Annotated in this window: 21 protein-coding genes; 10 read left to right on the top strand and 11 right to left on the bottom strand. The window is 70.7% G+C overall.

Annotation, left to right across the window (positions count from 1 at the left end; genetic code table 11):
• Window positions 1-7: 7 nt before the first annotated feature.
• Window positions 8-2056, bottom strand: a complete 2049-nt coding sequence (metG, locus tag FFT10_RS03890; RefSeq protein ID WP_137731425.1) for a methionine--tRNA ligase — start codon at window positions 2054-2056, stop codon at window positions 8-10.
• A gap of 101 nt (window positions 2057-2157) precedes the next feature.
• Between metG and apbC the strand changes: the two genes are divergently transcribed.
• Together apbC and FFT10_RS03880 are read left to right on the top strand one after the other, a co-directional pair.
• Complete coding sequence (apbC, locus tag FFT10_RS03885; protein WP_137731424.1) at window positions 2158-3252, top strand: iron-sulfur cluster carrier protein ApbC; 1095 nt, start codon at window positions 2158-2160, stop codon at window positions 3250-3252.
• 37 nt (window positions 3253-3289) lie between these two features.
• Window positions 3290-4315, top strand: a complete 1026-nt coding sequence (locus FFT10_RS03880; protein WP_137731423.1) for an SGNH/GDSL hydrolase family protein — start codon at window positions 3290-3292, stop codon at window positions 4313-4315.
• Here the strand turns inward: FFT10_RS03880 and FFT10_RS03875 are convergent.
• The 4 genes from FFT10_RS03875 to ahpC form a co-directional block, all read right to left on the bottom strand.
• The gene (locus tag FFT10_RS03875) at window positions 4312-5298 is read right to left on the bottom strand and encodes a recombination-associated protein RdgC (RefSeq protein WP_137731422.1); all 987 of its coding nucleotides are present in this window, start codon (window positions 5296-5298) and stop codon (window positions 4312-4314) included. The genes FFT10_RS03880 and FFT10_RS03875 overlap by 4 nt on opposite strands.
• Window positions 5299-5381: 83 nt before the next feature.
• Entirely contained in the window at window positions 5382-6137 is a 756-nt protein-coding gene (locus tag FFT10_RS03870) for a sulfite exporter TauE/SafE family protein (RefSeq protein ID WP_137731421.1), read from the bottom strand.
• Window positions 6138-6224: 87 nt separating this feature from the next.
• A complete protein-coding gene (gene ahpF, locus FFT10_RS03865) occupies window positions 6225-7799 on the bottom strand; it encodes an alkyl hydroperoxide reductase subunit F (RefSeq protein WP_137731420.1) in 1575 nt (524 codons plus the stop codon).
• Between the two features lie 170 nt (window positions 7800-7969).
• On the bottom strand, window positions 7970-8545 hold the full coding sequence (gene ahpC, locus FFT10_RS03860; protein ID WP_137731419.1) for an alkyl hydroperoxide reductase subunit C: 576 nt from the start codon (window positions 8543-8545) through the stop codon (window positions 7970-7972).
• Between the two features lie 202 nt (window positions 8546-8747).
• Here ahpC and FFT10_RS03855 point away from each other — a divergent pair, with 202 nt between their 5' ends.
• Both FFT10_RS03855 and FFT10_RS03850 read left to right on the top strand, forming a co-directional pair.
• Window positions 8748-9779 (top strand): hypothetical protein, encoded by a 1032-nt coding sequence (locus tag FFT10_RS03855; RefSeq protein ID WP_137731418.1) that lies wholly within the window; start codon window positions 8748-8750, stop codon window positions 9777-9779.
• Between the two features lie 2 nt (window positions 9780-9781).
• Entirely contained in the window at window positions 9782-10270 is a 489-nt protein-coding gene (locus tag FFT10_RS03850; protein ID WP_137731417.1) for a hypothetical protein, read from the top strand.
• A gap of 6 nt (window positions 10271-10276) precedes the next feature.
• Here FFT10_RS03850 and FFT10_RS03845 read toward each other — a convergent pair whose 3' ends face one another.
• Complete coding sequence (locus FFT10_RS03845; protein WP_137731416.1) at window positions 10277-11197, bottom strand: lactate/malate family dehydrogenase; 921 nt, start codon at window positions 11195-11197, stop codon at window positions 10277-10279.
• Window positions 11198-11356: 159 nt separating this feature from the next.
• On the opposite strand from FFT10_RS03845, the gene FFT10_RS03840 reads away from it, so the two are divergent.
• The gene (locus tag FFT10_RS03840) at window positions 11357-12868 is read left to right on the top strand and encodes a M81 family metallopeptidase (protein WP_137731415.1); all 1512 of its coding nucleotides are present in this window, start codon (window positions 11357-11359) and stop codon (window positions 12866-12868) included.
• Window positions 12869-12875: 7 nt separating this feature from the next.
• On the opposite strand, the gene FFT10_RS03835 is transcribed toward FFT10_RS03840, so the two are convergent.
• On the bottom strand, window positions 12876-14237 hold the full coding sequence (locus FFT10_RS03835) for an MFS transporter (RefSeq protein WP_137731414.1): 1362 nt from the start codon (window positions 14235-14237) through the stop codon (window positions 12876-12878).
• Between the two features lie 63 nt (window positions 14238-14300).
• Here FFT10_RS03835 and soxR point away from each other — a divergent pair, with 63 nt between their 5' ends.
• The gene (gene soxR, locus FFT10_RS03830) at window positions 14301-14798 is read left to right on the top strand and encodes a redox-sensitive transcriptional activator SoxR (protein ID WP_137731413.1); all 498 of its coding nucleotides are present in this window, start codon (window positions 14301-14303) and stop codon (window positions 14796-14798) included.
• Window positions 14799-14834: 36 nt separating this feature from the next.
• On the opposite strand, the gene FFT10_RS03825 is transcribed toward soxR, so the two are convergent.
• The 4 genes from FFT10_RS03825 to FFT10_RS03815 all read right to left on the bottom strand — a co-directional run bounded on the left by FFT10_RS03825 (window position 14835) and on the right by FFT10_RS03815 (window position 19019).
• Window positions 14835-16523, bottom strand: a complete 1689-nt coding sequence (locus FFT10_RS03825; protein WP_228026932.1) for a cation acetate symporter — start codon at window positions 16521-16523, stop codon at window positions 14835-14837.
• A 44-nt stretch (window positions 16524-16567) separates the two neighbouring features.
• Window positions 16568-16876: a DUF485 domain-containing protein gene (locus FFT10_RS03820; RefSeq protein ID WP_137731411.1), complete on the bottom strand. Its 309-nt coding sequence runs from the start codon at window positions 16874-16876 to the stop codon at window positions 16568-16570.
• A 184-nt stretch (window positions 16877-17060) separates the two neighbouring features.
• On the bottom strand, window positions 17061-17231 hold the full coding sequence (locus tag FFT10_RS27940; RefSeq protein WP_162854845.1) for a hypothetical protein: 171 nt from the start codon (window positions 17229-17231) through the stop codon (window positions 17061-17063).
• Between the two features lie 81 nt (window positions 17232-17312).
• Window positions 17313-19019 (bottom strand): MFS transporter, encoded by a 1707-nt coding sequence (locus FFT10_RS03815; RefSeq protein WP_137731410.1) that lies wholly within the window; start codon window positions 19017-19019, stop codon window positions 17313-17315.
• A 259-nt stretch (window positions 19020-19278) separates the two neighbouring features.
• On the opposite strand from FFT10_RS03815, the gene FFT10_RS03810 reads away from it, so the two are divergent.
• Genes FFT10_RS03810 through FFT10_RS03795 form a run of 4 tightly spaced genes read left to right on the top strand, consistent with a single transcriptional unit; the run spans window position 19279 to window position 24881 of the window.
• Window positions 19279-19485 (top strand): hypothetical protein, encoded by a 207-nt coding sequence (locus FFT10_RS03810; RefSeq protein ID WP_137731409.1) that lies wholly within the window; start codon window positions 19279-19281, stop codon window positions 19483-19485.
• A 10-nt stretch (window positions 19486-19495) separates the two neighbouring features.
• Window positions 19496-22270 (top strand): ATP-binding protein, encoded by a 2775-nt coding sequence (locus FFT10_RS03805; RefSeq protein WP_137731408.1) that lies wholly within the window; start codon window positions 19496-19498, stop codon window positions 22268-22270.
• Complete coding sequence (locus FFT10_RS03800) at window positions 22267-22650, top strand: response regulator transcription factor (RefSeq protein ID WP_137731407.1); 384 nt, start codon at window positions 22267-22269, stop codon at window positions 22648-22650. Before FFT10_RS03805 ends, FFT10_RS03800 begins: the two co-directional genes overlap by 4 nt.
• Window positions 22647-24881, top strand: coding sequence for a 3'-5' exonuclease (locus FFT10_RS03795; protein WP_137731406.1), 2235 nt, complete (start codon window positions 22647-22649; stop codon window positions 24879-24881). Before FFT10_RS03800 ends, FFT10_RS03795 begins: the two co-directional genes overlap by 4 nt.
• Window positions 24882-24897: the final 16 nt, after the last annotated feature.

The following is a 24897-nucleotide window of genomic DNA, read 5'->3' as shown; positions in this document are numbered from 1 at the left end:
CGCGCCCTCACCGCACCCGCATGCCGGGCTGGGCGCCGGCGTGGGGCTCCAGCACGAAGATGCCCGGGTTGGCCTTCTCGTCGGCATGGCTGGCGGCCAGCACCATGCCCTCGCTGATGCCGAACTTCATCTTGCGCGGCGCCAGGTTGGCCACCATCACGGTGAGCTTGCCCACCAGCTGCTCCGGCGCGTAGGCGCTGCGGATGCCGGAGAAGACCTGCCGCGTGCGGCCTTCGCCCACGTCCAGCGTCAGCTTCAGCAGCTTGGTGCTGCCCTCCACCAGCTCGGCGTTGACGATCTTGGCCACCCGCAGGTCGACCGCGCCAAAGGCATCGATGCCGATCTCGGCGGCGATGGGCTCGCCACCCGGGTGCACCACCGGCGGCGCGGGTGGCGCCGGCGGGGTGATCAGCGCCTCGACCTTGGCTGCATCGACGCGCTGCATCAGGTGCTGGTAGTCGGCGATCTGATGGCGGCCCAGGGCGCGCGCTGCGTCGGCAAACTGCAGCGGGCCCACCTGCAGGAAGGCCTCGACCCGCGCCGCCAGCGCCGGCAGGATGGGCTTGAGGTAGATCGTCAGCAGTCGAAAGGCCTCGATGCACACGGTGCACACATCGTGCAGCGCGGCCTCGGCGCCTTCCTTCTTGGCCAGCTCCCAGGGCTTGTGCTGGTCGACGTACTCATTCACCCGGTCGGCCAGGGCCATGGTCTCGCGCACCGCCTTGGCGAATTCTCGGCTGTCGTACAGGCCGGCGATGGTGGCCTGGTGGGCACGCAGGCCGTCGAGCAGGGCGCGGCCCTCGACACCCACATCGGCCGACAGGGTGTTGCCGAAGCGCTTGCCGAGGAAGCCCGCCGCCCGGCTGGCGATGTTGATGTACTTGCCGACCAGGTCGCTGTTGACGCGGGCGATGAAGTCCTCGGGGTTGAAATCGATGTCCTCGACCCGGGCGCTGAGCTTGGCGGCCAGGTAGTAGCGCAGCCACTCGGGGTTCAGGCCCAGTTCCAGGTACCGCAGCGGGCTGATGCCGGTGCCGCGGCTCTTGCTCATCTTGTCGTTGTTGACGGTGAGGAAGCCGTGCACATGGATGTGGTCGGGCACCTTGCGGCCGGAGAAGTGCAGCGTGGCCGGCCAGAACAGGGTGTGGAAGGTGACGATGTCCTTGCCGATGAAGTGCACCTGCTCCAGGCCGGGCTGGGCCAGGTAGGCATCCATGTCCTCGCCCCGCTTTGCCAGCAGGGCCTGCAGCGAGGCCAGGTAGCCGATCGGCGCATCCAGCCAGACATAGAAATACTTGCCTGGCGCGTCGGGGATCTCGATGCCGAAGTAGGGCGCGTCGCGGCTGATGTCCCAGTCGCCGAGCGCGGGCTTGCCATGCTCGTCGCGCACGAACCACTCGCGCACCTTGTTGGCCACCTCGGGCTGCAGCTTGCCGTCCTGCGTCCATTGCTCCAGAAAGGCCACGCAGCGTGGGTCGCTCAGGCTGAAGAAGTAGTGCTCGCTGGTCTTGAGCACCGGCGTGGCGCCGCTGAGGGCCGAGTACGGGTTCTTCAGGTCGGTGGGCGCGTAGACCGTGCCGCAGACCTCGCAGTTGTCGCCGTACTGGTCCTTGGCGCCGCACTTGGGACATTCGCCCTTGATGAAGCGGTCGGGCAGGAACATACCCTTCTCGGGGTCGAAGAACTGCTCGATGGTTCGGCTGGCGATCAGGCCGTTGTCGCGCAGCTGGCGGTAGATCTGCTGCGCCAGCGCATGGTTCTCGGGTGCGTCGGTGCTATGCCAGTGGTCGAAGGCGATGTGGAAGCCGTCCAGGTACTGCTGGCGGCCGGCGGCGATCTGCGCGACGAACTGCTGCGGCGTCAGGCCAGCCTTCTCCGCGGCGATCATGATCGGCGCGCCATGGGCATCGTCGGCGCAGACGAAGTTCACCTCGGCCCCCATCATGCGCTGCGCCCGCACCCAGGTGTCGGCCTGGATGTACTCCATCATGTGGCCGATGTGGAAGGCCGCGTTGGCATAGGGCAGGGCGGTGGTGACGAAGAGCTTGCGGGGCATGGGACCGTCCGATCAGGAGAACCCGCAATTCTAGGTGGCGGGTGGCGGGCAGGCGGCTCCGCTAGACTCGCGCGCTCTGCGCCTGCTCCCTGCACACCACCATGACAAGCCCCTCTGAAGCCAGCCTGCTCGATGCCCTGAAGACCGTGGTCGATCCACACACCGGCAAGGACTTCGTCGCCGGCCGGCAGCTGAAGAACCTGAAGATCGATGGCGACGAGGTGGCCTTCGACGTGGAGCTGGGCTACCCGGCCAAGAGCCTGATCGCCGGCCTGCGGCGGCAGTTGATCGCCGCGGCGCGGTCGGTTCCGGGCGTGGGCAACGTCAGCGTCAATGTGACCAGCCGCATCACCGCCCATGCGGTGCAGCGCGGCGTGCAGCTGCTGCCGGGGGTGAAAAACATCATCGCCGTGGCCTCGGGCAAGGGCGGCGTGGGCAAGAGCACCACGGCCGTCAACCTGGCCCTGGCGCTGGCCGCCGAGGGCGCCACCGTGGGCGTGCTGGATGCCGACATCTACGGCCCCAGCCAGCCGATGATGCTGGGCATCAGCGGCCGGCCCGAGAGCCTGGACGGCCAGACCATGGAGCCGATGCAGGGCCACGGCCTGCAGGTGGCGTCGATCGGTTTCCTGGTCGATGCCGACCAGGCCATGATCTGGCGCGGCCCGATGGCCACGCAGGCGCTCGACCAGCTGCTGCGCCAGACCAACTGGAAGGACGTGGACTACCTGGTCGTCGACATGCCGCCGGGCACCGGCGACATCCAGCTGACATTGAGCCAGCGCGTGCCGATCACCGGCGCGGTGATCGTGACCACGCCGCAGGACATCGCCCTGCTCGACGCCAAGAAGGGCCTCTCGATGTTCGAGAAGGTGGGCGTGCCCATCCTGGGCCTGGTGGAGAACATGGCGGTGCATGTCTGCACCAACTGCGGCCACGTGGAACACATCTTCGGCGCGGACGGCGGCCGCAAGATGGCCGAGCAGTACCAGCTGGACTACCTGGGCGCGTTGCCGCTGACCATGGCCATCCGCGAGCAGGCCGACTCGGGCCGCCCCACCGTGGTGGCCGACCCCGACGGCGAGATCGCCGCGATCTACAAGGCGGTGGCGCGCCAGGTGGCGGTCAAGATCGCCGAGAAGGCCAAGGACTTCTCCAGCAAGTTCCCGTCGATCAAGGTGAGCAAGGACACCTGATTCGCGGGGTCGACCCCTGTTTGACGGGTCCGGCGTCTTGCCGGATCCACTGCCCTTGGCATACCCTGTGAATTTGGTCACAACTGCCCGGGGGTCATCCATGTCGCTCAAGTTCTCCAACCGATGGCTGATGGCTGCCATGTCGGCGTCGACGCTGTTCGCCGTCACGCTGCCGGCCTCTGCCGCATTCAGCGGTTTGCAGGTCTTCGGCGACAGCCTCAGCGACGACGGGAACCTCCAGGCGCTGGTCGGCGCCCCGGGCGCGCCCTACTTCTTCGGCCGCTTCTCGAACGGCCCGGTCGCCGCCGAGTACCTGGCGGCGGGCCTGGGCCTGGGTGCGTCGCAGTACGGCAACCACGCCTTTGGCGGCGCCACCACCGGCTCAGGCGGTCGGGTGCCCGGCACCGGTCTGCTGTCGCAGGTCAATGCCTTCACCGCATCGCTCGGCGCGAACACCGCCGACAGCGGGTCGTTGTTCCTGGTCTGGGCTGGCGCGAATGACTTCCTGCAGGCGCCGGCAGGACAGCCGGTTCCGACGACCATCGCCAATGCCGTCGGCAACCTCGCCACCGCCGTCGGCACGCTGCACGCCAAGGGGGCCAAGAACTTCCTCCTGCCACTGCTGCCGGACCTCGGCGCCACGCCGCGGGCGTTGGCAGCCGACAAGGTGCTGCCCGGCACGGCGGCTGGCCTCAGCTTCGTCTCCGGGCTATTCAATGCGTCCCTGATGGATGCCTACGGGACCTTGGCAGCGGCCTGGACCGATGAGAAGTTCTACTACTTCGACACCTTTGCAGCCCAGCAGCTGACGCTCGCCCAGGCCGCAGCGAACGGCGTGAACACCACCGACGCCTGCTACATCGAAGGTGTCAAGCCTGTGTGCAGCGGCTACGGCCTGAACCACTACTACTTCGACGACATCCATCCCAGCACCTTCACGCACCAGGCGCTGGCCGCCGGCATGCTGGCCGCCGTGCCCGAGCCGCAGACCATGCTGATGATGGGCGTGGGTGTGGTGGCGTTGCTCGGCTTGGGGCGCCGTCGCCAGCGCAAGTCGGCTTAGGCCGTTGCCTCCCAGGGAGGCACCTCGGATCCAGTCGGCGTTGCAGGCGCCTCGGCGGACTTGGCTGTGACGTCGGTGGCTGCAGCGGCGCCGAAGACCTGCTCGCCGCCCAGCGCATCGATCAGCTCGCCGATCATCGGCGCCAACTCGCCGGTGGCAATCGCCGCGTTGGCGTCGAAGCCTTCGTCGCCATCGGCCACCCGGCCCTCGAACACGCCATCGAGGAAGGCGATCTTCTTCAGTTGCAGGCTCTCGGTCAGCGTGAACGACACCCGGTCGTTCCAGGTCAGCGCCAGGCGGGTGGGGCGCTTGCCGGCGGCGATGTGCTCGCGGATCTCCGGCAGGTCCAGCGCATGGCGGGCATAGCGCACCACCGGCTTCTCACCATCGGCAGCCTTCAGCTCGCAGTCGCGGTCGATGGTGAAGGGTGCCGGCGGCTCGCCGCTGACCAGCCAGTCGGCCATCGCCGCCTCGGGCGACTGCGTGGTGTTGATCAGCTGGGCCGACAGGCCGGGCAGCACCTGGGTCAGCGCCGTCAGGGTCTCGTCGGCGCGGCTGGCGCTGCCGGCATCGATCACCAGCAGCCGGCTGGCCGGCGAGATCCACACCTTCACCGTGCCGCGCTTGGTGAAGGCCATCGGCAGCAGATCCAGCAGGGCCTGGTCCTTCAGCTCCCGGGTCTCCTTCTTGCCGGGCTTGCGGCCGGTGGTCTTCTCGATCTGCGCGGCCAGCGTCTCCACTTGGCGCTTGATGACCGACCCTGGCACCAGCTTGGATTCGACCATCAGCTGCAACAGCCACTGGCCGTCGATGGCCTCGACCAGCGCGCCGTGCTCATCGCCGCGCGGCGGCACCCAGCCGATCGTCCGGGGCTGGGTGGCGCCGCACTCGGCAAACGGCTGCGTGGCCAGGGCCGCTTCGATCGCCGCCACCGCGGGCTGCCAGTCCGGCGCCAGCCGGTACACCATCAGGTTCTTGAACACGCGCGGATCGTCCTCGGGTCAGTCGGGCAAAACCGCGCATTCTGCCTTGCCGGCCAGGCGCGGCCGGCCGCCATGCGGGGCCGTCACCCGGCGCGCAGGAAATGGCCGGCGGAGCCAGCCACCAGCACGCCGCCACTGGCGATCAGCAGCAGCAGCACCACGCGCCGGAAGGCCTGCGGGCTCAGGCCGCGGTAGACCCGCACGCCCAGCACCGACGGGATGATCAGCGCCGGCAGCACCACCGCCAGCGCCGGCAGCAGACGTGCGTCGGCGTTGCCGCTGGCGATGTGGCCGGCCATCGTCGCCGCCAGCGCCGCCAGGTTGAAGTTCTGCAGCACCCCGCGCTGCACATCCTTGTCGTAGCGGCGCAGCGTGGTCCACAGCGACGGCGCGATGCCGGTGAAGCCGCCGAGCCCGCCCATCACCCCGCCGACCATGCCGACCAGGCCGTCGGCACCGCGCCCACCCCGGGTGAAGGCCGGCAGCCGCTCGGCCAGCAGCATCAGCGGGCAGAACACCAGCAGCACCACGCCCAGGCCGAGCCGGAAGCCGTGCACATCGACCAGCGGCAGCAGCACCAGCCCCAGCGGGATGCCGACCAATGCACCGGCCAGGTAGGGCCACAGCGTGCCCAGCGAGAGCGCCCGCCGCACGGTGAAGGTCGACAGGATCTGCCCGCTGAGCCCACCGGCCACCGACAGCATCACCGCCAGCTTCGGGTCGATCCCCCAGGCCCAAATGGACATCGCGACCATGCCGAAAGCGAAGCCGGAGATGCCCTGCACAAAGCCGCCGAGTGCGGCGCCCAGCGCCAGCAGCAGAAGTTGGTCGGTCGACATGGTGGGCTGGCAGCGGCTCGAGAAATGACAAGGGGCGGCCGAAGCCGCCCCCATTCTCGCCGTGTCCCCGCCCGGCAACCGTGCCGGTCAGGCAGCCGCAGGCGCCGGCGTGCGGATCAGGTGGTCGAAGGCGCTGAGCGCCGCCTTCGAGCCCTCGCCGGCGGCGATGACGATCTGCTTGTACGGCACCGTGGTCACGTCACCGGCGGCAAAGATGCCCGGCACGCTGGTGTGGCACTTGGCATCGATGATGATCTCGCCGAAGCGGCTCAGCTCCACCGTGCCCTTCAGGAACTCGGTGTTGGGCACCAGGCCGATCTGCACGAACACGCCGGCAAGCGCCGGGCTGTGCTCGTCGCCGGTCACCCGGTCCTTCCACTTCAGGCCGTTCATCTTCTGGCCGTCGCCCACCACCTCGGTGGTCTGCGCATTCACATGGATGGTGACGTTGGGCATGCTCTTCAACTTGTCCACCAGCACCTGGTCGGCCTTGAGCTGGTCGGCAAATTCGAGCAGGGTGACGCTCTTGACCACGCCGGCCAGGTCGATGGCGGCTTCCACGCCCGAGTTGCCGCCACCGATCACCGCCACGTCCTTGCCCTTGAACAGCGGGCCATCGCAGTGCGGGCAGTAGGCCACGCCCTTGGTGCGGTACTCGGCCTCGCCGGGCACGTTCATGTTGCGCCAGCGGGCGCCGGTGGCCAGGATCACGCTGCGCGCCTTCAGCTGCGCGCCGTTCTCAAGCGTCACCGTGGCCTGGCCACCTGCCTCGCCGGCCGGGTCGATCTTGGCCACGCGCTGCAGGGTGATGATGTCGACGCCGTAGTGGCGCACCTGGGCTTCCAGGCCAGCGGCGAACTTCGGCCCTTCGGTCTCCAGCACCGACGGATAGTTCTCGATGCCCAGGGTGTCCATGGTCTGGCCGCCGAAGCGCTCGGCCACGATGCCGGTGCGGATGCCCTTGCGCGCCGCATACACCGCAGCCGCGGCGCCGGCCGGGCCGCCGCCGATGATCAGCACCTCGTAGGGCGCCCGCTCGTTGAGCTTGGCGGCCTCGCGCTTGGCCGCGCCGGTGTCGATCTTGGCCAGGATCTCGGCCACCTCCATGCGGCCGTTGCCGAACGGCGCGCCGTTCAGGAAGACGCTGGGCACGGCCATGATCTGGCGGTCTTCCACTTCCTGCTGGAAAAGCCCGCCGTCGATGGCCACGGCCCGCACCCGCGGGTTGAACACCGCCATCAGGTGCATGGCCTGCACCACGTCCGGGCAGTTGTGGCAGGTCAGGCTCATCCAGGTGTCGAAGGCGAAGTCGCCGTCCAGGCCCTTGATCTGTTCCAGCACCTCGGGCTCCACCTTGGGCGGGTGGCCGCCGGCCCACAGCAGGGCCAGCAGCAGCGAGGTGAATTCATGGCCCATCGGCACGGCGGCGAAGTGCACGCCCATGTCGTGGCCGACGCGGGTGATCTGGAACGACGGCCGGCGCTCGAAGCTGCCGTCGAAGCGGGCGCTGATCTTGGCCGGCGCCACCGCGGCCACCTCGGTGACCAGTTCGCGGATCTGCTGCGCGCCTTCGGAATCGTCCAGGCTGGCGATCAGCGTGATCGGTTGAGTGATGCGTTCGAAATAGGCAGCGAGTTGTGCCTTGATGCTGTCGTCCAACATGGCGGTGTCCTTTGTCGGCGGATTGGAGGAGGCGGAGTCGGTCGGACCCCGTTGACAGCCTCCGGCGCCAGGGTCGCGTTGGAGGCTGTCAGCGGGGCCTGAACAGGGTGTCAGGCCGGGGGAAGAGGGCAGGCCGGCGGCCCGCCCCGTTCTTCATCATGGAAACGGAATCAGATCTTGCCGACGAGGTCGATCGACGGTGCCAGGGTCTTGGCGCCTTCCTTCCACTTGGCCGGGCACACCTGGCCGGGGTTGGCGGCGGTGTACTGGGCGGCCTTCAGCTTGCGCAGGGTTTCCGACACGTCGCGGGCGATCTCGTTGCTGTGGACTTCGGCAGTCTTGATCTGACCTTCAGGGTTGATGATGAAGGTGCCGCGCAGCGCCAGGCCTTCTTCGGGAATCAGCACGTCGAAGGCCTTGCTCAGGGTGTGGGTCGGGTCGCCCACCAGCGGGAACTTGGCCTTGCGCACCGCGTCGCTGGTCTCGTGCCACACCTTGTGCGAGAAGTGGGTGTCGGTGGTGACGATGTAGACCTCGGCGCCGGCGGCCTGGAAGGCGGCGTAGTTGTCGGCGGCGTCCTCGATCTCGGTGGGGCAGTTGAAGGTGAAGGCAGCCGGCATGAAGATCAGGACCGACCACTTGCCCTTCAGGCTCTCGTCGGAGACTTCGATGAACTCGCCCTTGCCGGCGCGGTTGACGAAGGCGGTGGTCTTGAACGGCTGCACTTGGGTGTTGATGATCGACATCGTGGGCTCCTCGGGAGGGGTTGGGGAAAACTGCAATGACTGAACTGTAGTGGGCCGCCGGCATTGTGTGGTTTGATTGAATGAATTCCGGCGATTTGGATTTGCTATGACCCGCCTCTCCCTAAGCTGGCGGGTGCTGCCGCGCCCCTGGCCCGGTACAACCACCCACCGGCTGCCGATGGTGGCCCGAAGGAGACCCGCCATGCCCTCCATGCCACTTGCCCACCACTGGCGCAGCCTGTGCGCCTTGCCGGCCCTGTGCGCGGCCCTGCTGCTGGGCGGCTGCCAGACCATTCCCGATGTCTCCGGCTGGAACCTGGCCACGCAGGCGCTGGCGGGCTCGGTGGTGGGCGGCTTCGAGGCCGCCGCCGCGGTCCACCAGGACATCGGCCAGCGCCTGGACAGCCAGTCGGGCTTCAAGGAGCAGGCGAAGGGCTACCAGGATGCCGCGGCGGCGCTGACCCGGGGCGGCGAGGCCTATGGCCTGCTGTTTGCCGCCATGGCCGACTACAGCGCCTCGCTGGCGGCGGTGTCCAAGGCATCGGCCAACAGCAGTGCCACGGTCGACGCCGTGGCCGGCTCGGTCAACCAGCTGCTGGGGGCGGTGGGTGTGGCAGGCCTGGCGGGCGCCGGCTTCGAGCTTGGCAAGCTGGTGGCCAGCGAGGCGATCAAGATCAAGGCCGCGCGGGACTTTGCCGAGGCGGTGGACCGCGCCGACCCAACGGTGGCCCGGGTGGCCGACCTGCTGGTCAGTGACCTGGACGACCTGGCCAAGACCCTGTCCGGCACCAAGCGCGAGCCGATCATGGCCGCGTACAACCTGGCCGAACGCGATCGGCTGGACTACCGCCGTGCCCTGGTGGCCCGCCTGGCCGTGCTGCAGGCCGACGTGGGCAGCCAAGTGCAACCCGCAGCCCTGCCTGGTGCGCCGCGGCCCACGGCGGCATTGGCCGAGAAGGGCCCTGCGGAGGAGCTGCAGCGGGTCGAACGCTTGCTGCAGGCTGCCGACAGCTGGTACCTGCCGCTGCAGGCCGCCATCGACCGGGCGCAGAAGTCTCGCGCCGGCACCGCCGCCCTCGTGGCCCAGGCACGCAAGGCGGCGCTGGCCTGGAAGGCTTCACATGCCTCGCTGGCCACCGCCGCGCGCGAGAAGCGCCTGCCCGACACCGCCCACCTGCTGTCCGTGGTCACCCGGCTGCGCGAACTGGTGGCCGATCTGAAGAAGGAGAACTGAGCATGCCTGCCGACACCGACATCCAGCTGTGGGCCCAGGAACTGCAGCGCCTGCTGCAGCTGGCCCAGGAGGCCCGCCAATCGGGCGACACCGCCCGCATCGAGGATGTGCAGGCGCAGCTGCGCCGGTTCTGCGAAGACAGCCCCAAGGCCGCCCAGGCGCTGGATGACGTGGCGACCAAGGCCATCTTCGACCTGGACCTGGGCGTGACCGAGGCGGCTTTGGCCGGCATCCGCAGCCGCGCCGCCGAGGTGCAGGCGCTGACGAAGCTGATCGCCGGCGTGGCTGCCAGCACCCAGGCCAAGGCCAAGGTGCTCAGCGGCGAGACGGCGCGCCAGGCCATCGATGCCGCCACCTCGGCCATCGGCAGCTTCAAGCAGCTGCGTGACCAGCTCGACACCAGCGATGCCGACATGGCCACCGTGGCCGCCAGCATCGACAAGACGCTGGCGGCCGTGCAGGCCCTGCGCAACCGGCTGGAGAAGGCCTGAGGGCTGTCAGCCGGGCGGCAGCGTCGCCCGCGCCTGGCGCAGCACCTCGGCCGAGTGCTCCAGCGCCGCCAGCTCGGCCGCATCCAGGCCGGGCTCCAGCACTGTGCCACCGCCGCCGTGGCCCACCACCGTGGGCAGCGACAGCGCCACGCCGTGCAGGCCGAAGGCACCCTCCTGCACCCGGGAGACGGTGAGCACCCGTTGCTCGCCGCGCAGCATGCAGCGCAGCAGGTGCGCGGTCACCAGGCCGATGGCATGGTTGGTGGCGCCCTTGCGGGCGATCACCTCGTAGGCGGCGCGGCGCACCTCCAGTGCCAGCGCGGCCTCGTCGGCGGCGTCCCAGCCCGGCCACTGGCGCAGCGGTACGCCGCCCACCTGGGCGCCCGACCACAGCACCACCTCGGAATCGCCGTGCTCGCCCACCACCTGGGCATGGATGGAGGTGGTGGCCAGCTGCAGGCGCTGTGCCAGCATCTGCCGCAGGCGCGCCGTGTCCAGCAGCGTGCCGGTGCCCAGCACCCGCGCCGGTGGCAGGCCGCTGGCCTCGGTCATCACCTGGGTCAGCACGTCCACCGGGTTGCTGACCAGGACGATGGTGCCGTCGAAGCCGGCCAGCGTGCGGCCGATGTCGGCCACCACCCGGGCGTTGTCGCGCAGCAGGTCCAGCCGGCTCTCGCCCGGCTTGCCGTTGCGGCCGGCGGCCACCACCACCACCTGGCAGGCGCGCATGGCCTCCACTGTCGCCACTTTCACCTCGCAGGGCGGGTAGAAGGCGGCGCCGTGGGCCAGGTCCATGGCCTCGCCCTCGGCCACCGCGCCGCGCACATCGTGCAGCCACAGCGCATCGGCCGCGCCCGAGTGCAGGGTGGAGATGGCCACGCTGGTGCCCACCCAGCCAGTGCCGATGATGCCGACGGTCTGTTGCATGCGCTGCGTCCTGTTGGTTGGCGGCCCGGCCGGGCCGCGCAGGCCTGCAGCTTACGCGGGCGCGGTTGCAGCGGTCGGTGCGGCAGATCGCGGTGCCGCAGGGTTGCCGGCACAGGCCGCCATGCCCGACCATCGGGGATCCGCCAACCCCACACCACCATGACACGCCTGTTCACCGCCTGCCTCGGCACCGAGACCAACTCCTTCTCGCCCATCCCCACCGGCCTGTCGGTCTACCAGCAGAGCATGCTGGTGCGCGGCGGCCAGCATGGCGAGCGGTCCGGCCTGTTCGCCGTGCCGCTGCTGCGCTGGAAGCAGCAGGCCCAGGCCCTGGGCTGGACGGTGGTCGAAGGCCTGGCGGCGTTTGCCGCGCCGGCCGGCAACACCACCCGCGCCACCCACGCGGCCCTGCGTGACGAGATCCTGGCCGACCTGCAGCGCGCGCTGCCGGTGGATGCGGTGCTGCTGAACCTGCACGGCGCGATGATCGCCGACGGCGACCCGGATGCCGAGGGCGACCTGCTGGCCCGGGTGCGCGCCCTGGTCGGCCCCGGCGTGCCCATCGGCGCCGAGCTGGACCTGCACTGCCACCTCAGCCGCCAGAAGGTGGCCAGCGCCGACCTCCTGGTGATCTACAAGGAGTATCCGCATGTGGACGTGGCCGAGCGGGCCGACGAAGTGTTCAGCCTGCTGCGTCGCCGGCTGGCGGGCGAGATCCGACCGGTGATGGCGGTCTACGACTGCGCGATGCTGGGTGTCTACCCCACCACCGCCGAGCCCATGGCCGGCCTGGTGGCGCGCATGACCGCGCTGGAAGCCGAGTCCGGCGTGCTGTCGGTGTCGCTGGCCCACGGCTTTCCCTGGGGTGACACGCCCGAGGTCGGCACCCGGGTGCTGGTGGTGACCGATGGCGATGCGGCGCTGGCCGCACGCCTGGCCACGGCCCTGGGCGAATCGGTCTGGGCCGCCCGGGATGCCATCGTGCCGCCCTTCCTGTCGATCGACCAGGCCATCGACCGGCTGCTGGAACTGGCGCCCGACGGCCGGCCGGTGGTGCTGGCCGACACCGCCGACAACCCCGGCATCGGTGCCGCGGGCGACTCCACCTTCCTGCTGCAGCGGCTGATCGAGCGCCGCGTGGGCGGCGTGGCGCTGTCGCCGCTGTGGGATCCGGTGGCCACGGCGCTGGCCTTCGATGCCGGCGTGGGCGCGCAGCTGGCCATGCGCATCGGCGGCAAGCTGGGGCCGGCCTCGGGCCCGGCGCTCGATCTGCAGGTGGAGGTGAAGGCCCTGAACCCCGACGGCTGGCAGCCCTTCGGCGGTGCGCTGGCGCCGCTGGGCCGCATGGCTTGGCTGCGTGCCTTCGGCCCCGTCGACGCGACGGCCATCGACATCGTGGTCAACGACCACCGGGTGCAGAGCTTCCACCCTGATTGCTTCCGCGTGGCCGGCATCGATCCGCTGCGCCCGCGGGCGCTGGTGGCCAAGTCCACCCAGCACTTCCATGCCGGCTTTGCGCCGCTGGCGCGCGAGGTGCTGTACGTCTCGGCGCCCGGCGCCGGCTCGATGGACATGGCCGCGCTGCCGCACCACCAGGTGCAGCGCGCGCTGTGGCCGCGGGTGGCCGACCCGGCGCGTGGGCTGGTGGACCTGACCGGCCCCAGCCACTGAGACGGCGTCAGTCGAAGGCCCGGCGCGCCAGCGCCGCGCCCAGCAGGGCCAGCAGCAGGGCCAGCCCCAGCAGCAGGGCATAGGCCATGGCACCCTGGTGGCCGGCCAGGTTGAACAGCGCGCCGGCCAGCGCCAGCGCGGCGCTGCAGCCCAGCGCATCGGCCAGCTGCACGGCCGCGGCGTTGCGGCCCTGGGTGGCCGGTGTCGACAGCGCCAGCGTGCGCACCGACAGCATCGGAAAGCCCAGCCCGATGCCGAAGCCGGCCACCGCCCAGCCCACCACCACGCCCCAGGCAGGCCCGGCCAGCAGCAACTGCGCTGCCACCACGCCGATGCCCGCCGCCACCGCCAGCAGGCCAGCCTGCAGCGCCAGGCGGCGGTGCCGCGGCGCGCTGATGCGGGCCTGTGCCGCGCTGCCTGCGCTCCACAACACCGCGCCAGCGCTCAGCACACCGCCGGCCTGGCTCAGCGACCAGCCCTGCTCGCGGGTCAGCGCCAGCGGGATGAACACCTCGGCCGTGGCGAAGGCTGCCGCCAGCAGCGCCCGCAAAGCCACCACCGCGGGCAGGCCCGGCGCGGCCCGCAGGCTGCCGGCTGGCAGCAGGCGGGTGGCGGCCAGGCCGGCGCCCGCCAGGCCCAGCAGCAGCGCCGGGCCGCCCCAGGCGGCACCGCCGGCGGTGCCCGCGCCATGCAGCAGCAGGGCGCCGGCCACCGCCACCAGCGCCCAGACAACCGGGGCTTCGGCCGGCCCGGCCTGTGCAGCAGCGAAGTCGGCGTTGGCTGGCAGGCGCGCCAGGGCTGGCAGCAACAGCGCTGCGGCCAGCGGCACCGCCGCCAGCACCGCCAGGAACACCGCACGCCAGCCGGCCATGTCCACCAGCGCGGTGGCGGCCAGCGGGCCGAGCAGGCCCGGCAGCACCCAGGCCGCCGCCATTGCCGCAAACAGCTGCGGGTGCAGGCCGGATGGCACCACCCGGCCCAGGCCCACATACAGCGCCACGCCCAGCATGCCGCCACCCAGGCCCTGCAACACCCGGCCAGCCACCACCCAGCCCATCGCCGGTGCCAGGCCGGCCAGCAGCAGGCCGGCACCGAACAGCAGCAGTCCGGCCACGGTGGCCGGCAGCGGGCCGCGCCGGTCGCAGGCCCGGCCGGCCAGCACCATGCCCAGCACCGAGGTCGCCTGCATGCCGCCGAAGGCCAGGGCGTACAGCGGCAGGCCGTCCAGCGCGGCGGCGATGGCCGGCATGGCGGCGGCAACGGCCATCGCCTCGAAGGCCAGCAGCGACACCAGCACCAGGCCGCCACTGCAGGCCGCCAGGCGGCCGTGGCTGAACAGGGTGGGGGCGGGCAGGGTGTCGGCGTGCATGGGCGGGTGGTGGGGAGACGGATGCCCGCACAATAGGACCTCAAGTCAACTTGAGGTCAACCGATGGCTGCATCCCAGGCCCTGCTCAGCGTGGGGGATCTGGCCGCCCGCGCCGGGGTGGCCGTGTCGGCGCTGCACTACTACGAGTCGCTCGGCCTGATCCAGGCCGAGCGCAGCGGCGGCAACCAACGCCGCTACACCCGCGCCACCTTGCGGCGGGTGGCCTTCATCCGCGCCGCGCAGCAGCTGGGCATCGGCCTGGCCGAGATCGGCGCCGCGCTGGCCGGCCTGCCGCAGCAGCGCACGCCCACCAAGGCCGACTGGGCCCGGCTGTCGGCCGGCTGGCGGGCCGGGCTGGAGGCGCGCATCGCCGCGCTGCAGGCCCTGCGCGATCGGCTGGACGGCTGCATCGGCTGCGGCTGCCTGTCGCTGCGGGCCTGCGCGCTGTGGAACCCGTCTGACCAGTGCGGCGCGCTGGGCAGCGGTGCGCAGCGATTGATGCAAGCCCCAACGGCTGGCCGACGCGCGCCCAAGAAAAAGCCCGGGTCCGGCCCGGGCTGAAGGCAGGCGGCCGGCACCGGCCGCGTTCGGTCTCGGTCAGTGGCCCGAGGCGCCGGAGGCACCCAGGCCGGTCTCCGAGCGCACCTGCTGCGCCTCGAACAGGCCACGCTCCTTGGCGGCCTGGGCGCTGCGATCGAGCACGCTGAACAGCCAGATGCCGATGAAGCCGATGGCCATCGAGAACAGCGCCGGCGAGGTGTAGGGGAACCAGGCCGAGCCCTTGGGGTTGCCCAGCGTCACCTCCCACACCGACGGCGACACCACGGTGAGGCCCACCGACGAGATCAGGCCCAGGAAGCCGCCGATCACCGCGCCCTTGGTGGTGCAGTCCTTCCACAGCACGCTCATGAACAGCACCGGGAAGTTGGCCGACGCAGCGATGGCGAAAGCCAGGCTGACCATGAAGGCGATGTTCTGCTTCTCGAACACGATGCCCAGGGTGACGGCCAGCGCGCCCAGGCACAGCGTGGTGATGCGCGAGACCTTCAGCTCGGCCTTGCTGTCGGCGTTGCCCTTCTTGATCAGCGTGGCATACAGGTCATGCGACACCGCCGAGGCGCCCGACAGCGTGAGCCCGGCCACCACCGCCAGGATGGTGGCGAAGGCCACGGCCGAGATGAAGCCGTAGAACACGTCGCCACCCACCGCCTTGGCCACCAGCACCGCGGCCATGTTGGCCGTGCCGGCGCCGCCCTTGATCACGCCTTTCGCGGTGTCGGCGTACTCGGGGTTGGTCAGCACCAGGGTGATGGCGCCGAAGCCGATGATGAAGATCAGCACGTAGAAGTAGCCGATCCAGGTGGTGGCCCAGAACACGCTCTTGCGGGCTTCCTTGGCATCGGGCACGGTGAAGAAGCGCATCAGGATGTGCGGCAGGCCGGCGGTGCCGAACATCAGCGCCATGCCGAAGCTGATGGCCGAGATCGGGTCCTTGATGAAGCCGCCCGGTCCCATCAGCGCCAGGCCGATGGCATTGGCCTCCTCCGGCGTCTTGCCGCCGTTCTGCGCGATCTGCGCCTTCACCTGCACGCCCTTGGCGAACAGCGCCTCGGGCGAGAAGCCGAACTGCGCCATCACCATGATGGCCATGAAGGTGACACCGGCCAGCAGCAGGCAGGCCTTGATGATCTGCACCCAGGTGGTGGCCGTCATGCCGCCGAACAGCACGTAGATCATCATCAGCGCGCCGACGATGACCACCGCCATCCAGTATTCCAGCCCGAACAGCAGCTTGATCAGCTGGCCCGCGCCCACCATCTGCGCGATCAGGTAGAACGCCACCACCACCAGCGTGCCGCTGGCGGCAAAGGCGCGGATCGGGCCCTGCTGGAAGCGGTAGCCAGCCACGTCGGCAAAGGTGAACTTGCCCAGGTTGCGCAACCGCTCGGCCATCAGGAAGGTGATGACTGGCCAGCCCACCAGGAAGCCGATGGAGTAGATCAGGCCGTCGTAGCCCGAGGCCATCACCGCGGCGCTGATGCCCAGGAAGGACGCGGCCGACATGTAGTCGCCGGCGATGGCCAGGCCGTTCTGGAAGCCGGTGATGCCGCCGCCGCCGGTGTAAAAGTCGGCCGCGCTCTTGGTCTTGGCGGCCGCCCACTTGGTGATCCACAGCGTGCCGGCCACGAAGGCGCCGAACATCGCGATGGCCGTCCAGTTGGTGGCCTGCCTGGCGGCCTGGCCGACATCGGCGCCCGCTGCCCAGGCTGCACTGGCAGCAAGCATGGCTGCCAGGATGACAAGCTTGCCTGTCAGATTAGATGAGCGGCTCATTTGGCGACATCCTCGAGGATTTCACGCGTCAGCTGGTCGAACTCGCCGTTGGCGCGCCGCACATAGATGCCGGTGATGATGATGGTGAACACGATGACGCCCATGCCGATGGGCACGCCCAGGGTGGTGACGCCGTTGCCCAGCGGCTGCGCCAGGAAGGGCTTGTTCCAGGCGATCAGCGCGATGTAGCCGTAGTACACGACCATCATCAGCAGCGTGAGCCACCAGCCGAAGGAACTGCGCTTGCGCTTCAGCTCCTGGTACTTCGGATTCGCCCGGATGCGGGCCACCACGTTGTCGCTCATCGCGTTGCTCCTTCAGTTGTGGGGTGCAGTCTGCGCGGCGAGACTGACCAGGCTCTGACCCGGCACTGACGCGGCACTGACGGCGCTGCGTCGGCCAACTGCCGGGTTCCAGAAGCACCGAAGCCGGCGGCACCCAGGGGTGCGGCCGGCTTCGGCTGCGGGAGCGGCCGCGAGGCCGCAGGCATCACTGCGATGCGGCGGAGGCGGGCGCGGCGGGTGCTGCGGGCGCCGAGGCGGCATGGCCGCCGGTCACGTCATGGCTTTCGCCGCCCATGTTGACATCGCCGCCGGCCTGCTTGAGCACGTACAGGCCCAGGGCGGCGAAGATGATGAAGGCGACCAGAAGTTTCCACATGGTTGCTTGTCCTGTGTTGGGATCCATGGAGAACCGGGCGCCTGGGCGCCCGGTCGGAGTTCAGCGAGGCAGGGTTGGCGGTCAGTCGCGGGCGTAGATGTCCACGTCCTTGGTCTCGCGCACGAAGATCAGGCCGATCACGAAGCACACACCAGCGATCACGATCGGGTACCACAGGCCGTGGTACATGTTGCCGTTGGCGGCCACCATCGCGAAGGTGATCGAGGGCAGCAGGCCGCCGAACCAGCCGTTGCCGATGTGGTACGGCAGGCTCATCGAGGTGTAGCGGATGCGGGTCGGGAACAGCTCCACCAGCATGGCGGCGATCGGGCCGTAGACCATGGTCACGTAGATCACCAGGATGGTCAGGATGCCCACCACCTGCCACCACTGGCCGCCCATGAACTCGATGGGCTTGGCCTTGGGCGGGTAGCCGGCGGCCTTCAGCGCATCGGCCAGGTCCTTCTTGAAGCCGGCGATGGCCTTGGCCGAGGCCTCGTCGAACTTGTGGCCACCGGCCATCGTGGTCGCGTTCGGCGGCGTCAGCTCCTTGTCGCCGATCTTGATGATGGTCGGGCTGCCGGCGGGCAGGGCCTCGTTGGCATAGCTGGCCGAGCTCTGCGTCAGTGCACGCTTGGCGATGTCGCAGGCGCTGGTGAAGTCGACCTCACGGGCGACCGGGCTGCCCTGGAACGAGCAGCTCTTGGGGTCGGCCTTGACGCTGATCTGCGCCGTGGCCTGGGCCTTGGCCAGCTCGGGGTTGGCGGCGCTGGTCAGTGCGCTGAACAGCGGGAAGTAGGTCAGCACGGCCAGCAGCATGCCGGCCAGGATGATCGGCTTGCGGCCGATCTTGTCCGACAGGGTGCCGAAGACCACGAAGAACGGCGTGCCGATGATCAGCGACACCGCCACCATGATGTTGGCGGTGGCCGAGTCGACCTTCAGCACGTTGGCCAGGAAGAACAGCGCATAGAACTGGCCGGTGTACCAGACCACGCCCTGGCCCATCACCAGACCGAACAGCGCCAGTGCGACGATCTTCATGTTCTTCCATTGACCGAAGGCTTCGGTCAGCGGTGCCTTCGAGGTCTTGCCTTCTTCCTTCATCTTCTTGAAGGCGGGCGATTCATTCATCGACAGCCGGATCCACACGCTGATGGCCAGCAGGGCGATCGACAGGATGAACGGCACGCGCCATCCCCAATCGGCGAAGGCGGCGTCGCCCAGGAAGGTGCGGGTGCCCAGGATCACCATCAGCGACAGGAACAGGCCCAGCGTGGCGGTGGTCTGGATCCAGGCGGTGTAGGCACCGCGCTTGCCGTGCGGCGCATGCTCGGCCACGTAGGTGGCGGCGCCACCGTACTCGCCGCCCAGCGCCAGGCCCTGCAGGATGCGCAGGCCGACCAGGATGATCGGCGCAGCCACGCCGATGCTGGCGTAGCTGGGCAGGATGCCGACGATGAAGGTCGACAGGCCCATGATCAGGATGGTGACCAGGAAGGTGTACTTGCGGCCGATCATGTCGCCCAGGCGGCCGAACACCAGCGCGCCGAAGGGCCGCACGATGAAGCCGGCGGCAAAGGCCAGCAGCGAGGCGATGAACTGGGCCGTCGGGTCCAGCGCGGCGAAGAACTGCTTGCCGATGAAGACGGCGAGCGAGCCGTAGAGGTAGAAGTCGTACCACTCGAACACCGTGCCGAGGGACGAGGCGAAGATGACCTTCTTCTCCTCCTTGGTCATCGGCGCGTCATGCGCGGGGGCCTTTGCGGCCATGCTGGCGGTTGCCATGGGGTGTCTCCTGAAAAGCGTGGGGGAACGACGTCCAGGTCGTCGTGTGGGGTCATGATTTGCACGCGGACTGACCGATCTCTGACGCTGGGCCAACACCAGCTGACAAAATCAGGTGCAACCCTGAGTTGACGTTCCGTGATGCGGGATTTCGGCGCCAGATCAGCGTAATCCCTGAGGAACCTGGAACCCGGAACCCCGTGGGTCGGGGGCGGCGCGGCGTCAGCCTGGTGTCGGCGTGCGGGCGCCAGAATGTCCTGTGCCACCCGCCACTGCCCCGTCCACCGGTCCGCGCCTGGCCGCGCTGTTCGCGGCCGGCCTGCTGCTGCTGAACTGGCCGCTGCTGGCGCTGTGGGACCACCCGGCCACGGTCTGGGGCCTGCCGCTGCTGCCGCTGGCGCTGTTCAGCCTGTGGGCGCTGCTGATCGTGCTGCTGGCCTGGCTGCTCGAACGCGATCCGGACTGAGCCGCCCGCCATGCTGCCCCTGGCGCTGGTGCTCGGCGTGTCCATCGCCTACCTGCTGGCGTTGTTCGGCGTGGCCGCCTGGGCCGACCGGCGCGCAGCGGCCGGGCGCTCGGTGGTGGGCAGCGCCTGGGTGCATGCGCTGGCCCTGGGCGTGTACTGCAGCGCCTGGACCTACTTCGGCTCGGTGGGCCGGGCGGCGTCGGGCGGGGTGTGGTTCCTGCCGATCTACCTGGGCCCCACGCTGGCCATGGTGCTGGCCTGGCGGGTGCTGCGCAAGCTGGTGCGGGTGGCACGTGCGCAGCGCATCACCAGCGTGGCCGATTTCATCGCCAGCCGCCATGGCCAGAGCCGCGGGCTGGCCGCGCTGGTGAGCCTGCTCACCGTGGTGGGCATCCTGCCCTACATCGCGCTGCAGCTGAAGGCGGTGGCCGCCGGACTGCAACTGCTGACCGCGCCAGGTGGCGCCGCGGCCGCTGCCGCAGCGCCCTGGTGGGCCGATGGCACGCTGGGCGTGGCCCTGGTGCTGGCCGGCTTCACCATGGTCTTCGGCACCCGGCAGCTCGATGCCAGCGAGCGGCACGAGGGTCTGCTGGCCGCGGTGGCGGCCGAATCGCTGGTCAAGCTGCTGGCCTTCCTGGCGGTGGGCGCAGCGGTCACCTGGGGGATGTTCGACGGCCCGACCGACCTGTTCGGCCGGGCGCTGGCGCAGCCGGCGCTGGCGCCGCTGTTCCGCCTCGACCAGGGCCAGCCGTCGCCGGCGGCGCAGTGGCTGGCGCTCACCCTGCTGGCCATGCTGAGCGTGCTGCTGCTGCCGCGCCAGTTCCAGGTGCTGGTGGTCGAGAACGTCGACGAACGGCACCTGAAGCGGGCAGCCTGGGTGTTTCCGGCCTACCTGCTGCTGATCAACCTGTTCGTGCTGCCGCTGGCAGTGGGCGGGCTGCTGCATTTCCAGGGGCGCGATGCCGGTGCGCTGGCGGCGGCCGACCTGTTCGTGCTGTCGCTGCCGCTGGATGCCGGCTGGCACGGCCTGGCGCTGCTGGCCTTTCTCGGCGGGCTGTCGGCGGCCACCGGCATGGTGATCGTCGAGGCCACCGCGGTGGCCACGATGGTCTGCAACGACCTGCTGGTGCCGCTGCTGCTGCGCCTGCCGGCGCTGGCCCGGCGGCCGGCCCTGGGTGGCCTGCTGCTGGGGCTGCGGCGCGGCGCCATCCTGGTGCTCCTGCTGCTGGGCTATGCCTACTTCCGCCTGGCCGGCGAGGCCGAGGCCCTGGTGTCCATCGGCCTGATCAGTTTTGCCGCGGTGGCGCAGTGCGCGCCGGCCGTGCTGTTCGGCCTTTATTGGAAGGGCGGCACCCGCGCCGGCGCGCTGGCCGGCCTGCTGGCCGGCTTCGGCCTGTGGGCCCATGCGCTGGTGGCGCCGGCCATCGTCCGCTCGGGCTGGTGGTCCACCGGCTTGCTCACCGACGGTCCGTTCGGCATCACGCTGCTGCGGCCCGAACAGCTGGGCGGCCTGACTGGCCTGGACCCGCTGACCCAGGCGCTGTTCTGGAGCCTGCTGGCCAACGCCGGGCTGTACGTGGTGGTGTCGCTGCTGCGGCCACCGTCGCCACGGCAGGCCGCACGCGCGCTGCTGTTCGTTGATGGCGACCGGCACAGCGGCGCCGACCAGCCGCTGCTGTGGCGCGGCCAGGCCCAGCTGGCCGACCTGCAGGCGCTGGCGCTGCGCTTCCTGGGGCCGGCCGGCGCGCACCGGCTGCTGCAGGCGCAGGCCGATGCCCAGGGCGTGACCGGCGTGGCCGCGCTGCGTGCCGATGCCGGCCTGGTGCAGGCGGTGGAGATGGCGCTGGCCGGCGCCATCGGCAGCGCCTCGGCCCGGCTGGCGGTGGCCGGCGTGGTGCGCGAGCAACCGCTGGCGCTCGACGACGTGCTGGCGATGCTGGACGAGGCCTCGCAGGTGCGCCGCACCTCGCGGGCGCTGCAGGCGCAGACCACCCGCCTGGAAGAGGCCAGCGCCGCGCTGCGTGCCGCCAATGTCCGCCTGGCCGAGCTCGACCGGCTCAAGGACGACTTCATGGCCTCGGTCACCCATGAGCTGCGCACGCCGCTGACGGCCATCCGCAGCCTGGCAGAGCTGATGGCCCAGGAGCCCGGGATGGACAGCACGCAGCGCCAGCGTTTCCTGGCCATCGTGGTGGCCGAGTCCGAGCGCCTGAGCCGCCTGGTCAACCAGGTGCTGGACCTGGCCAAGATCGAGGCCGGCCATGCCGAGTGGCGCAGCGCCGATGTCGACCTGCCGGCGCTGGCCCGCCAGGCCGCCGACACCGCGCAGCCGCTGCTGGCCGCGCGCGGCGCCATGCTGGCGCTGGACCTGCCCGCCCAGCTGCCCACGCTGCGCGCCGACCCCGACCGGCTGCAGCAGGTGCTGCTGAACCTGCTGTCGAACGCCGCCAAGGTGGTGCCGTCGCCCGGGGGGCAGATCAGGTTGCGGCTGTGGGGCGACGCCGACGGCGCGCACCTCACGGTGCAGGACAACGGCCCCGGCGTGCCGGCCGAACAGCAGGCGCTGATCTTCGAGCGCTTCCGCCAGGGCGGCAGCGCCGACCACCGGCCGGCCGGCACCGGCCTGGGCCTGACCATCAGCCGGCAGATCGTGGCGCACTTCGGCGGCCAGCTGCGGCTGTTGCCCAGCGGGGGGGCTGACCTTGATCAAGGTGCCTGCTTCCAGATCGACCTACCCTGGACCGCAGCGGCCGCAGAGCCGCCCCCCGCAGGAGACACGCCATGACCGAGACGATCCTGATCGCCGACGACGAGCCGAACATCCTGGTGTCGCTGGAATACCTGATGCAGCGCGAAGGTTTCCAGGTGCTGCTGGCGCGCGACGGCCACGAGGCGCTGGCGCTGCTGCAGCGCGCACGGCCGCGCCTGGTCTTGCTGGATGTGATGATGCCCGGCAAGAGCGGCCACGAGGTCTGCCAGGCGATCCGCGCCGATCCCACGCTGCAGAACACCCTGGTGCTGATGCTCAGCGCCAAGGGCCGCGACACCGATGTGGCCAAGGGCCTGGGTCTGGGCGCCGATGCCTATGTGACCAAGCCGTTCTCCACCCAGGCGCTGGTGGCCCAGGTGCGGCAATTGCTGGCGGCCAGGCGGCGCACCGAATGACGGCACAGCAGGCACGGCTGCGCACGTCGGCCGGCCTGGCGCTGGCGGTGCTGCTGCTGCTGGCGCTGTTCGGCGCGGCAGGCGCAGCGCTGCTGGCCACGCTGCTGCCCGATGCGGCCCGGGCCGCGCTGGCCACGGCCCTGCGCGCCCAGGCCGCCGTGCTGGTGGTGGTGGCCGCCGCGCTGGCGCTGCTGGCCGTGGCGGCTGCGCAGCCGCTGCTGCGGCGGTGGCTGCTGGCGCCGGCCCGGCTGGACAGCGCTGCCCGCCTGCTGCTGCACCGCCCGCTGCAACAGCCGCTGTCGGCCGACGGCACCGCGCTGCAGGGTCTGGCCGACACCCTGCAGGGCCTGGCCAGCCAGCGCGACCAGCTGCAGGCCGACATCGACGGCGCCGTGGCCCGTGCCAGCCGCGGTGTGGCCGAGGAGCGCAACCGCCTGGCCGCGCTGATGCGCGAGCTGCGCCAGAGCGTGGTGGTCTGCAACCTCGATGGCCGGGTGCTGCTGTACAACCAGCGCGCCCTGCAGCAGGTGCAGGCGCTGTCCGATGGCCCGCTGCCGGGCGGTGCCGGCGCCTGGCTGGGCCTGGGCCGGTCCATCCATGCGGTGCTCGACCGCGCCCTGGTCGACCATGCGCTGGCCAGCGTGCAGCAGCGGCTGGCCCGCGGCGAGGCCGAGCCGTCGGCGCAGTTCGTCACCGTCACCCCCGGCGGCCAGTTGCTGCGGGTGCAGCTGGCGCCGGTGCATGCGGTGCCGCCGGCGGGTGACGCCGACAGCGCCGCCTCGGATGCCGTGCCGGCCCTGGCCGGCTATGTGCTGGTCTTCGACAACATCACCCGCAGCCATGCCCACGACGCCGCGCAAGACCAGCTGCTGCAGGACCTGACCGAAGGCAGCCGCGGCAGCCTGGCCAATCTGCAGGCCGCCGTCGAGATGCTGGGCGATGCCGACCTGCCGCCGGCGCTGCGCGAGCGCTTCATCGCGGTGATCCGCGACGAGACCCAGGCCATGGTCCGGCGCCTGCAGGCCACGGGTGGCGGTGGCGCCTGGCACCCGGCCAGCCGCTGGCCGCTGGACGAGCTGCGCGGCAGCGACTTCCTGCAGGCCGCCTGCCAGGCCATCGCGCAGGCGGTGCCGCCAGTGGCGGATGCGGACGCACCCCTGCGCTGCGGCATGCAGGAGGTCGATGCCGCCCTGTGGCTGCGCCTGGACAGCTTTGCCCTGTTGCAGGCCCTCTGCGGCCTGGCCCGCCGCCTGCACGGCGAGCTGGACATCCGCACCCTGCACCTGCGCCTGCAGCCGGCGGCGGCCGGTCGCGCCCACCTCGACCTGGTGTGGACCGGCCAGGCCATGAGCACCGAGACGGTGATGGGCTGGGAGCTGGACAGCCTCGACCTGCCGCCCGGCCTGTGCACCAGCGGCCCGCCGCCCAGCGTGCGCGACGTGGTGCAGCGCCACGGCGGTGCGTTCTGGTTCGAGCGCGACCGGGTGCGCCACCAGGCCTTCTTCCGATTCCTGCTGCCGCTGGCCGCGCCGGAGGAAACCACCACGCCGGCGGCGCCGGCCGCCGCCGGCCCGCCCGAGACCTACGACTTCAGCCTGCTCGGCCAGCAGGACAGCGGCCATGCGCTGGACAGCCGGCCGCTGGCCAGCCTGGCCTGCACCGTGTTCGACACCGAGACCACCGGCCTGCAGCCCGGCAGCGGCGACCGCATCCTGCAGATCGGCGCGGTGCGCATCGTCAACGGCCGGCTGCTGCGCGGCGAGACCTTCGACCAGCTGGTCGACCCGCGACGCGACATCCCGCCGGCCAGCACTGCCATCCACGGCATCAGCGCGGCGATGGTGGCCGGCCAGCCGGGCATCGCCCAGGTGCTGCCGGCCTTCCATGCGTTCGCCGCCGACACCGTGCTGGTGGCCCACAACGCGGCCTTCGACCTGGCCTTCCTGCAGGGCCCGGCGCGGGCGGCCGGCCTGCACTTCGATCAGCCGGTGGTCGACACGCTGCTGCTGTCGTCGGTGGTGCATCCGGACGCCGACAGCCATGCGCTGGAGGCGGTGGCCGCCCGCCTGGGCGTGGCCACGCAGGGCCGCCACACCGCGCTGGGCGATGCGCTGGTCACCGCCGAGGTGCTGCTGCGGCTGCTGCCGCTGGCCGCTGGCATGGGCCTGCACACGCTGGGCGCGGTGCGGGCGGCCTGCCACGCCAGTCCGCTGGCCACCACGCGGGTGTGACGCGCCGCCGGCGCCG

The organism is Pseudaquabacterium pictum, assembly GCF_005403045.1.
GTDB lineage: Bacteria > Pseudomonadota > Gammaproteobacteria > Burkholderiales > Burkholderiaceae_C > Pseudaquabacterium > Pseudaquabacterium pictum.
Note: the sequence above shows the minus strand (reverse complement) of the source record. Positions and strands in the feature narration are given on the sequence as shown.

Coding starts and splice junctions, on each gene's coding strand:
- metG (WP_137731425.1), bottom strand. CDS start 2,056: ATGCCCCGCAAGCTCTTCGTCACCACCGCCCTGCCCTATGCCAACGCG.
- apbC (WP_137731424.1), top strand. CDS start 2,158: ATGACAAGCCCCTCTGAAGCCAGCCTGCTCGATGCCCTGAAGACCGTG.
- FFT10_RS03870 (WP_137731421.1), bottom strand. CDS start 6,137: ATGTCGACCGACCAACTTCTGCTGCTGGCGCTGGGCGCCGCACTCGGC.
- ahpF (WP_137731420.1), bottom strand. CDS start 7,799: ATGTTGGACGACAGCATCAAGGCACAACTCGCTGCCTATTTCGAACGC.
- ahpC (WP_137731419.1), bottom strand. CDS start 8,545: ATGTCGATCATCAACACCCAAGTGCAGCCGTTCAAGACCACCGCCTTC.
- FFT10_RS03855 (WP_137731418.1), top strand. CDS start 8,748: ATGCCCTCCATGCCACTTGCCCACCACTGGCGCAGCCTGTGCGCCTTG.
- FFT10_RS03850 (WP_137731417.1), top strand. CDS start 9,782: ATGCCTGCCGACACCGACATCCAGCTGTGGGCCCAGGAACTGCAGCGC.
- FFT10_RS03845 (WP_137731416.1), bottom strand. CDS start 11,197: ATGCAACAGACCGTCGGCATCATCGGCACTGGCTGGGTGGGCACCAGC.
- FFT10_RS03840 (WP_137731415.1), top strand. CDS start 11,357: ATGACACGCCTGTTCACCGCCTGCCTCGGCACCGAGACCAACTCCTTC.
- FFT10_RS03835 (WP_137731414.1), bottom strand. CDS start 14,237: ATGCACGCCGACACCCTGCCCGCCCCCACCCTGTTCAGCCACGGCCGC.
- soxR (WP_137731413.1), top strand. CDS start 14,301: ATGGCTGCATCCCAGGCCCTGCTCAGCGTGGGGGATCTGGCCGCCCGC.
- FFT10_RS03825 (WP_228026932.1), bottom strand. CDS start 16,523: ATGCTTGCTGCCAGTGCAGCCTGGGCAGCGGGCGCCGATGTCGGCCAG.
- FFT10_RS03820 (WP_137731411.1), bottom strand. CDS start 16,876: ATGAGCGACAACGTGGTGGCCCGCATCCGGGCGAATCCGAAGTACCAG.
- FFT10_RS27940 (WP_162854845.1), bottom strand. CDS start 17,231: ATGTGGAAACTTCTGGTCGCCTTCATCATCTTCGCCGCCCTGGGCCTG.
- FFT10_RS03815 (WP_137731410.1), bottom strand. CDS start 19,019: ATGGCAACCGCCAGCATGGCCGCAAAGGCCCCCGCGCATGACGCGCCG.
- FFT10_RS03805 (WP_137731408.1), top strand. CDS start 19,496: ATGCTGCCCCTGGCGCTGGTGCTCGGCGTGTCCATCGCCTACCTGCTG.
- FFT10_RS03800 (WP_137731407.1), top strand. CDS start 22,267: ATGACCGAGACGATCCTGATCGCCGACGACGAGCCGAACATCCTGGTG.
- FFT10_RS03795 (WP_137731406.1), top strand. CDS start 22,647: ATGACGGCACAGCAGGCACGGCTGCGCACGTCGGCCGGCCTGGCGCTG.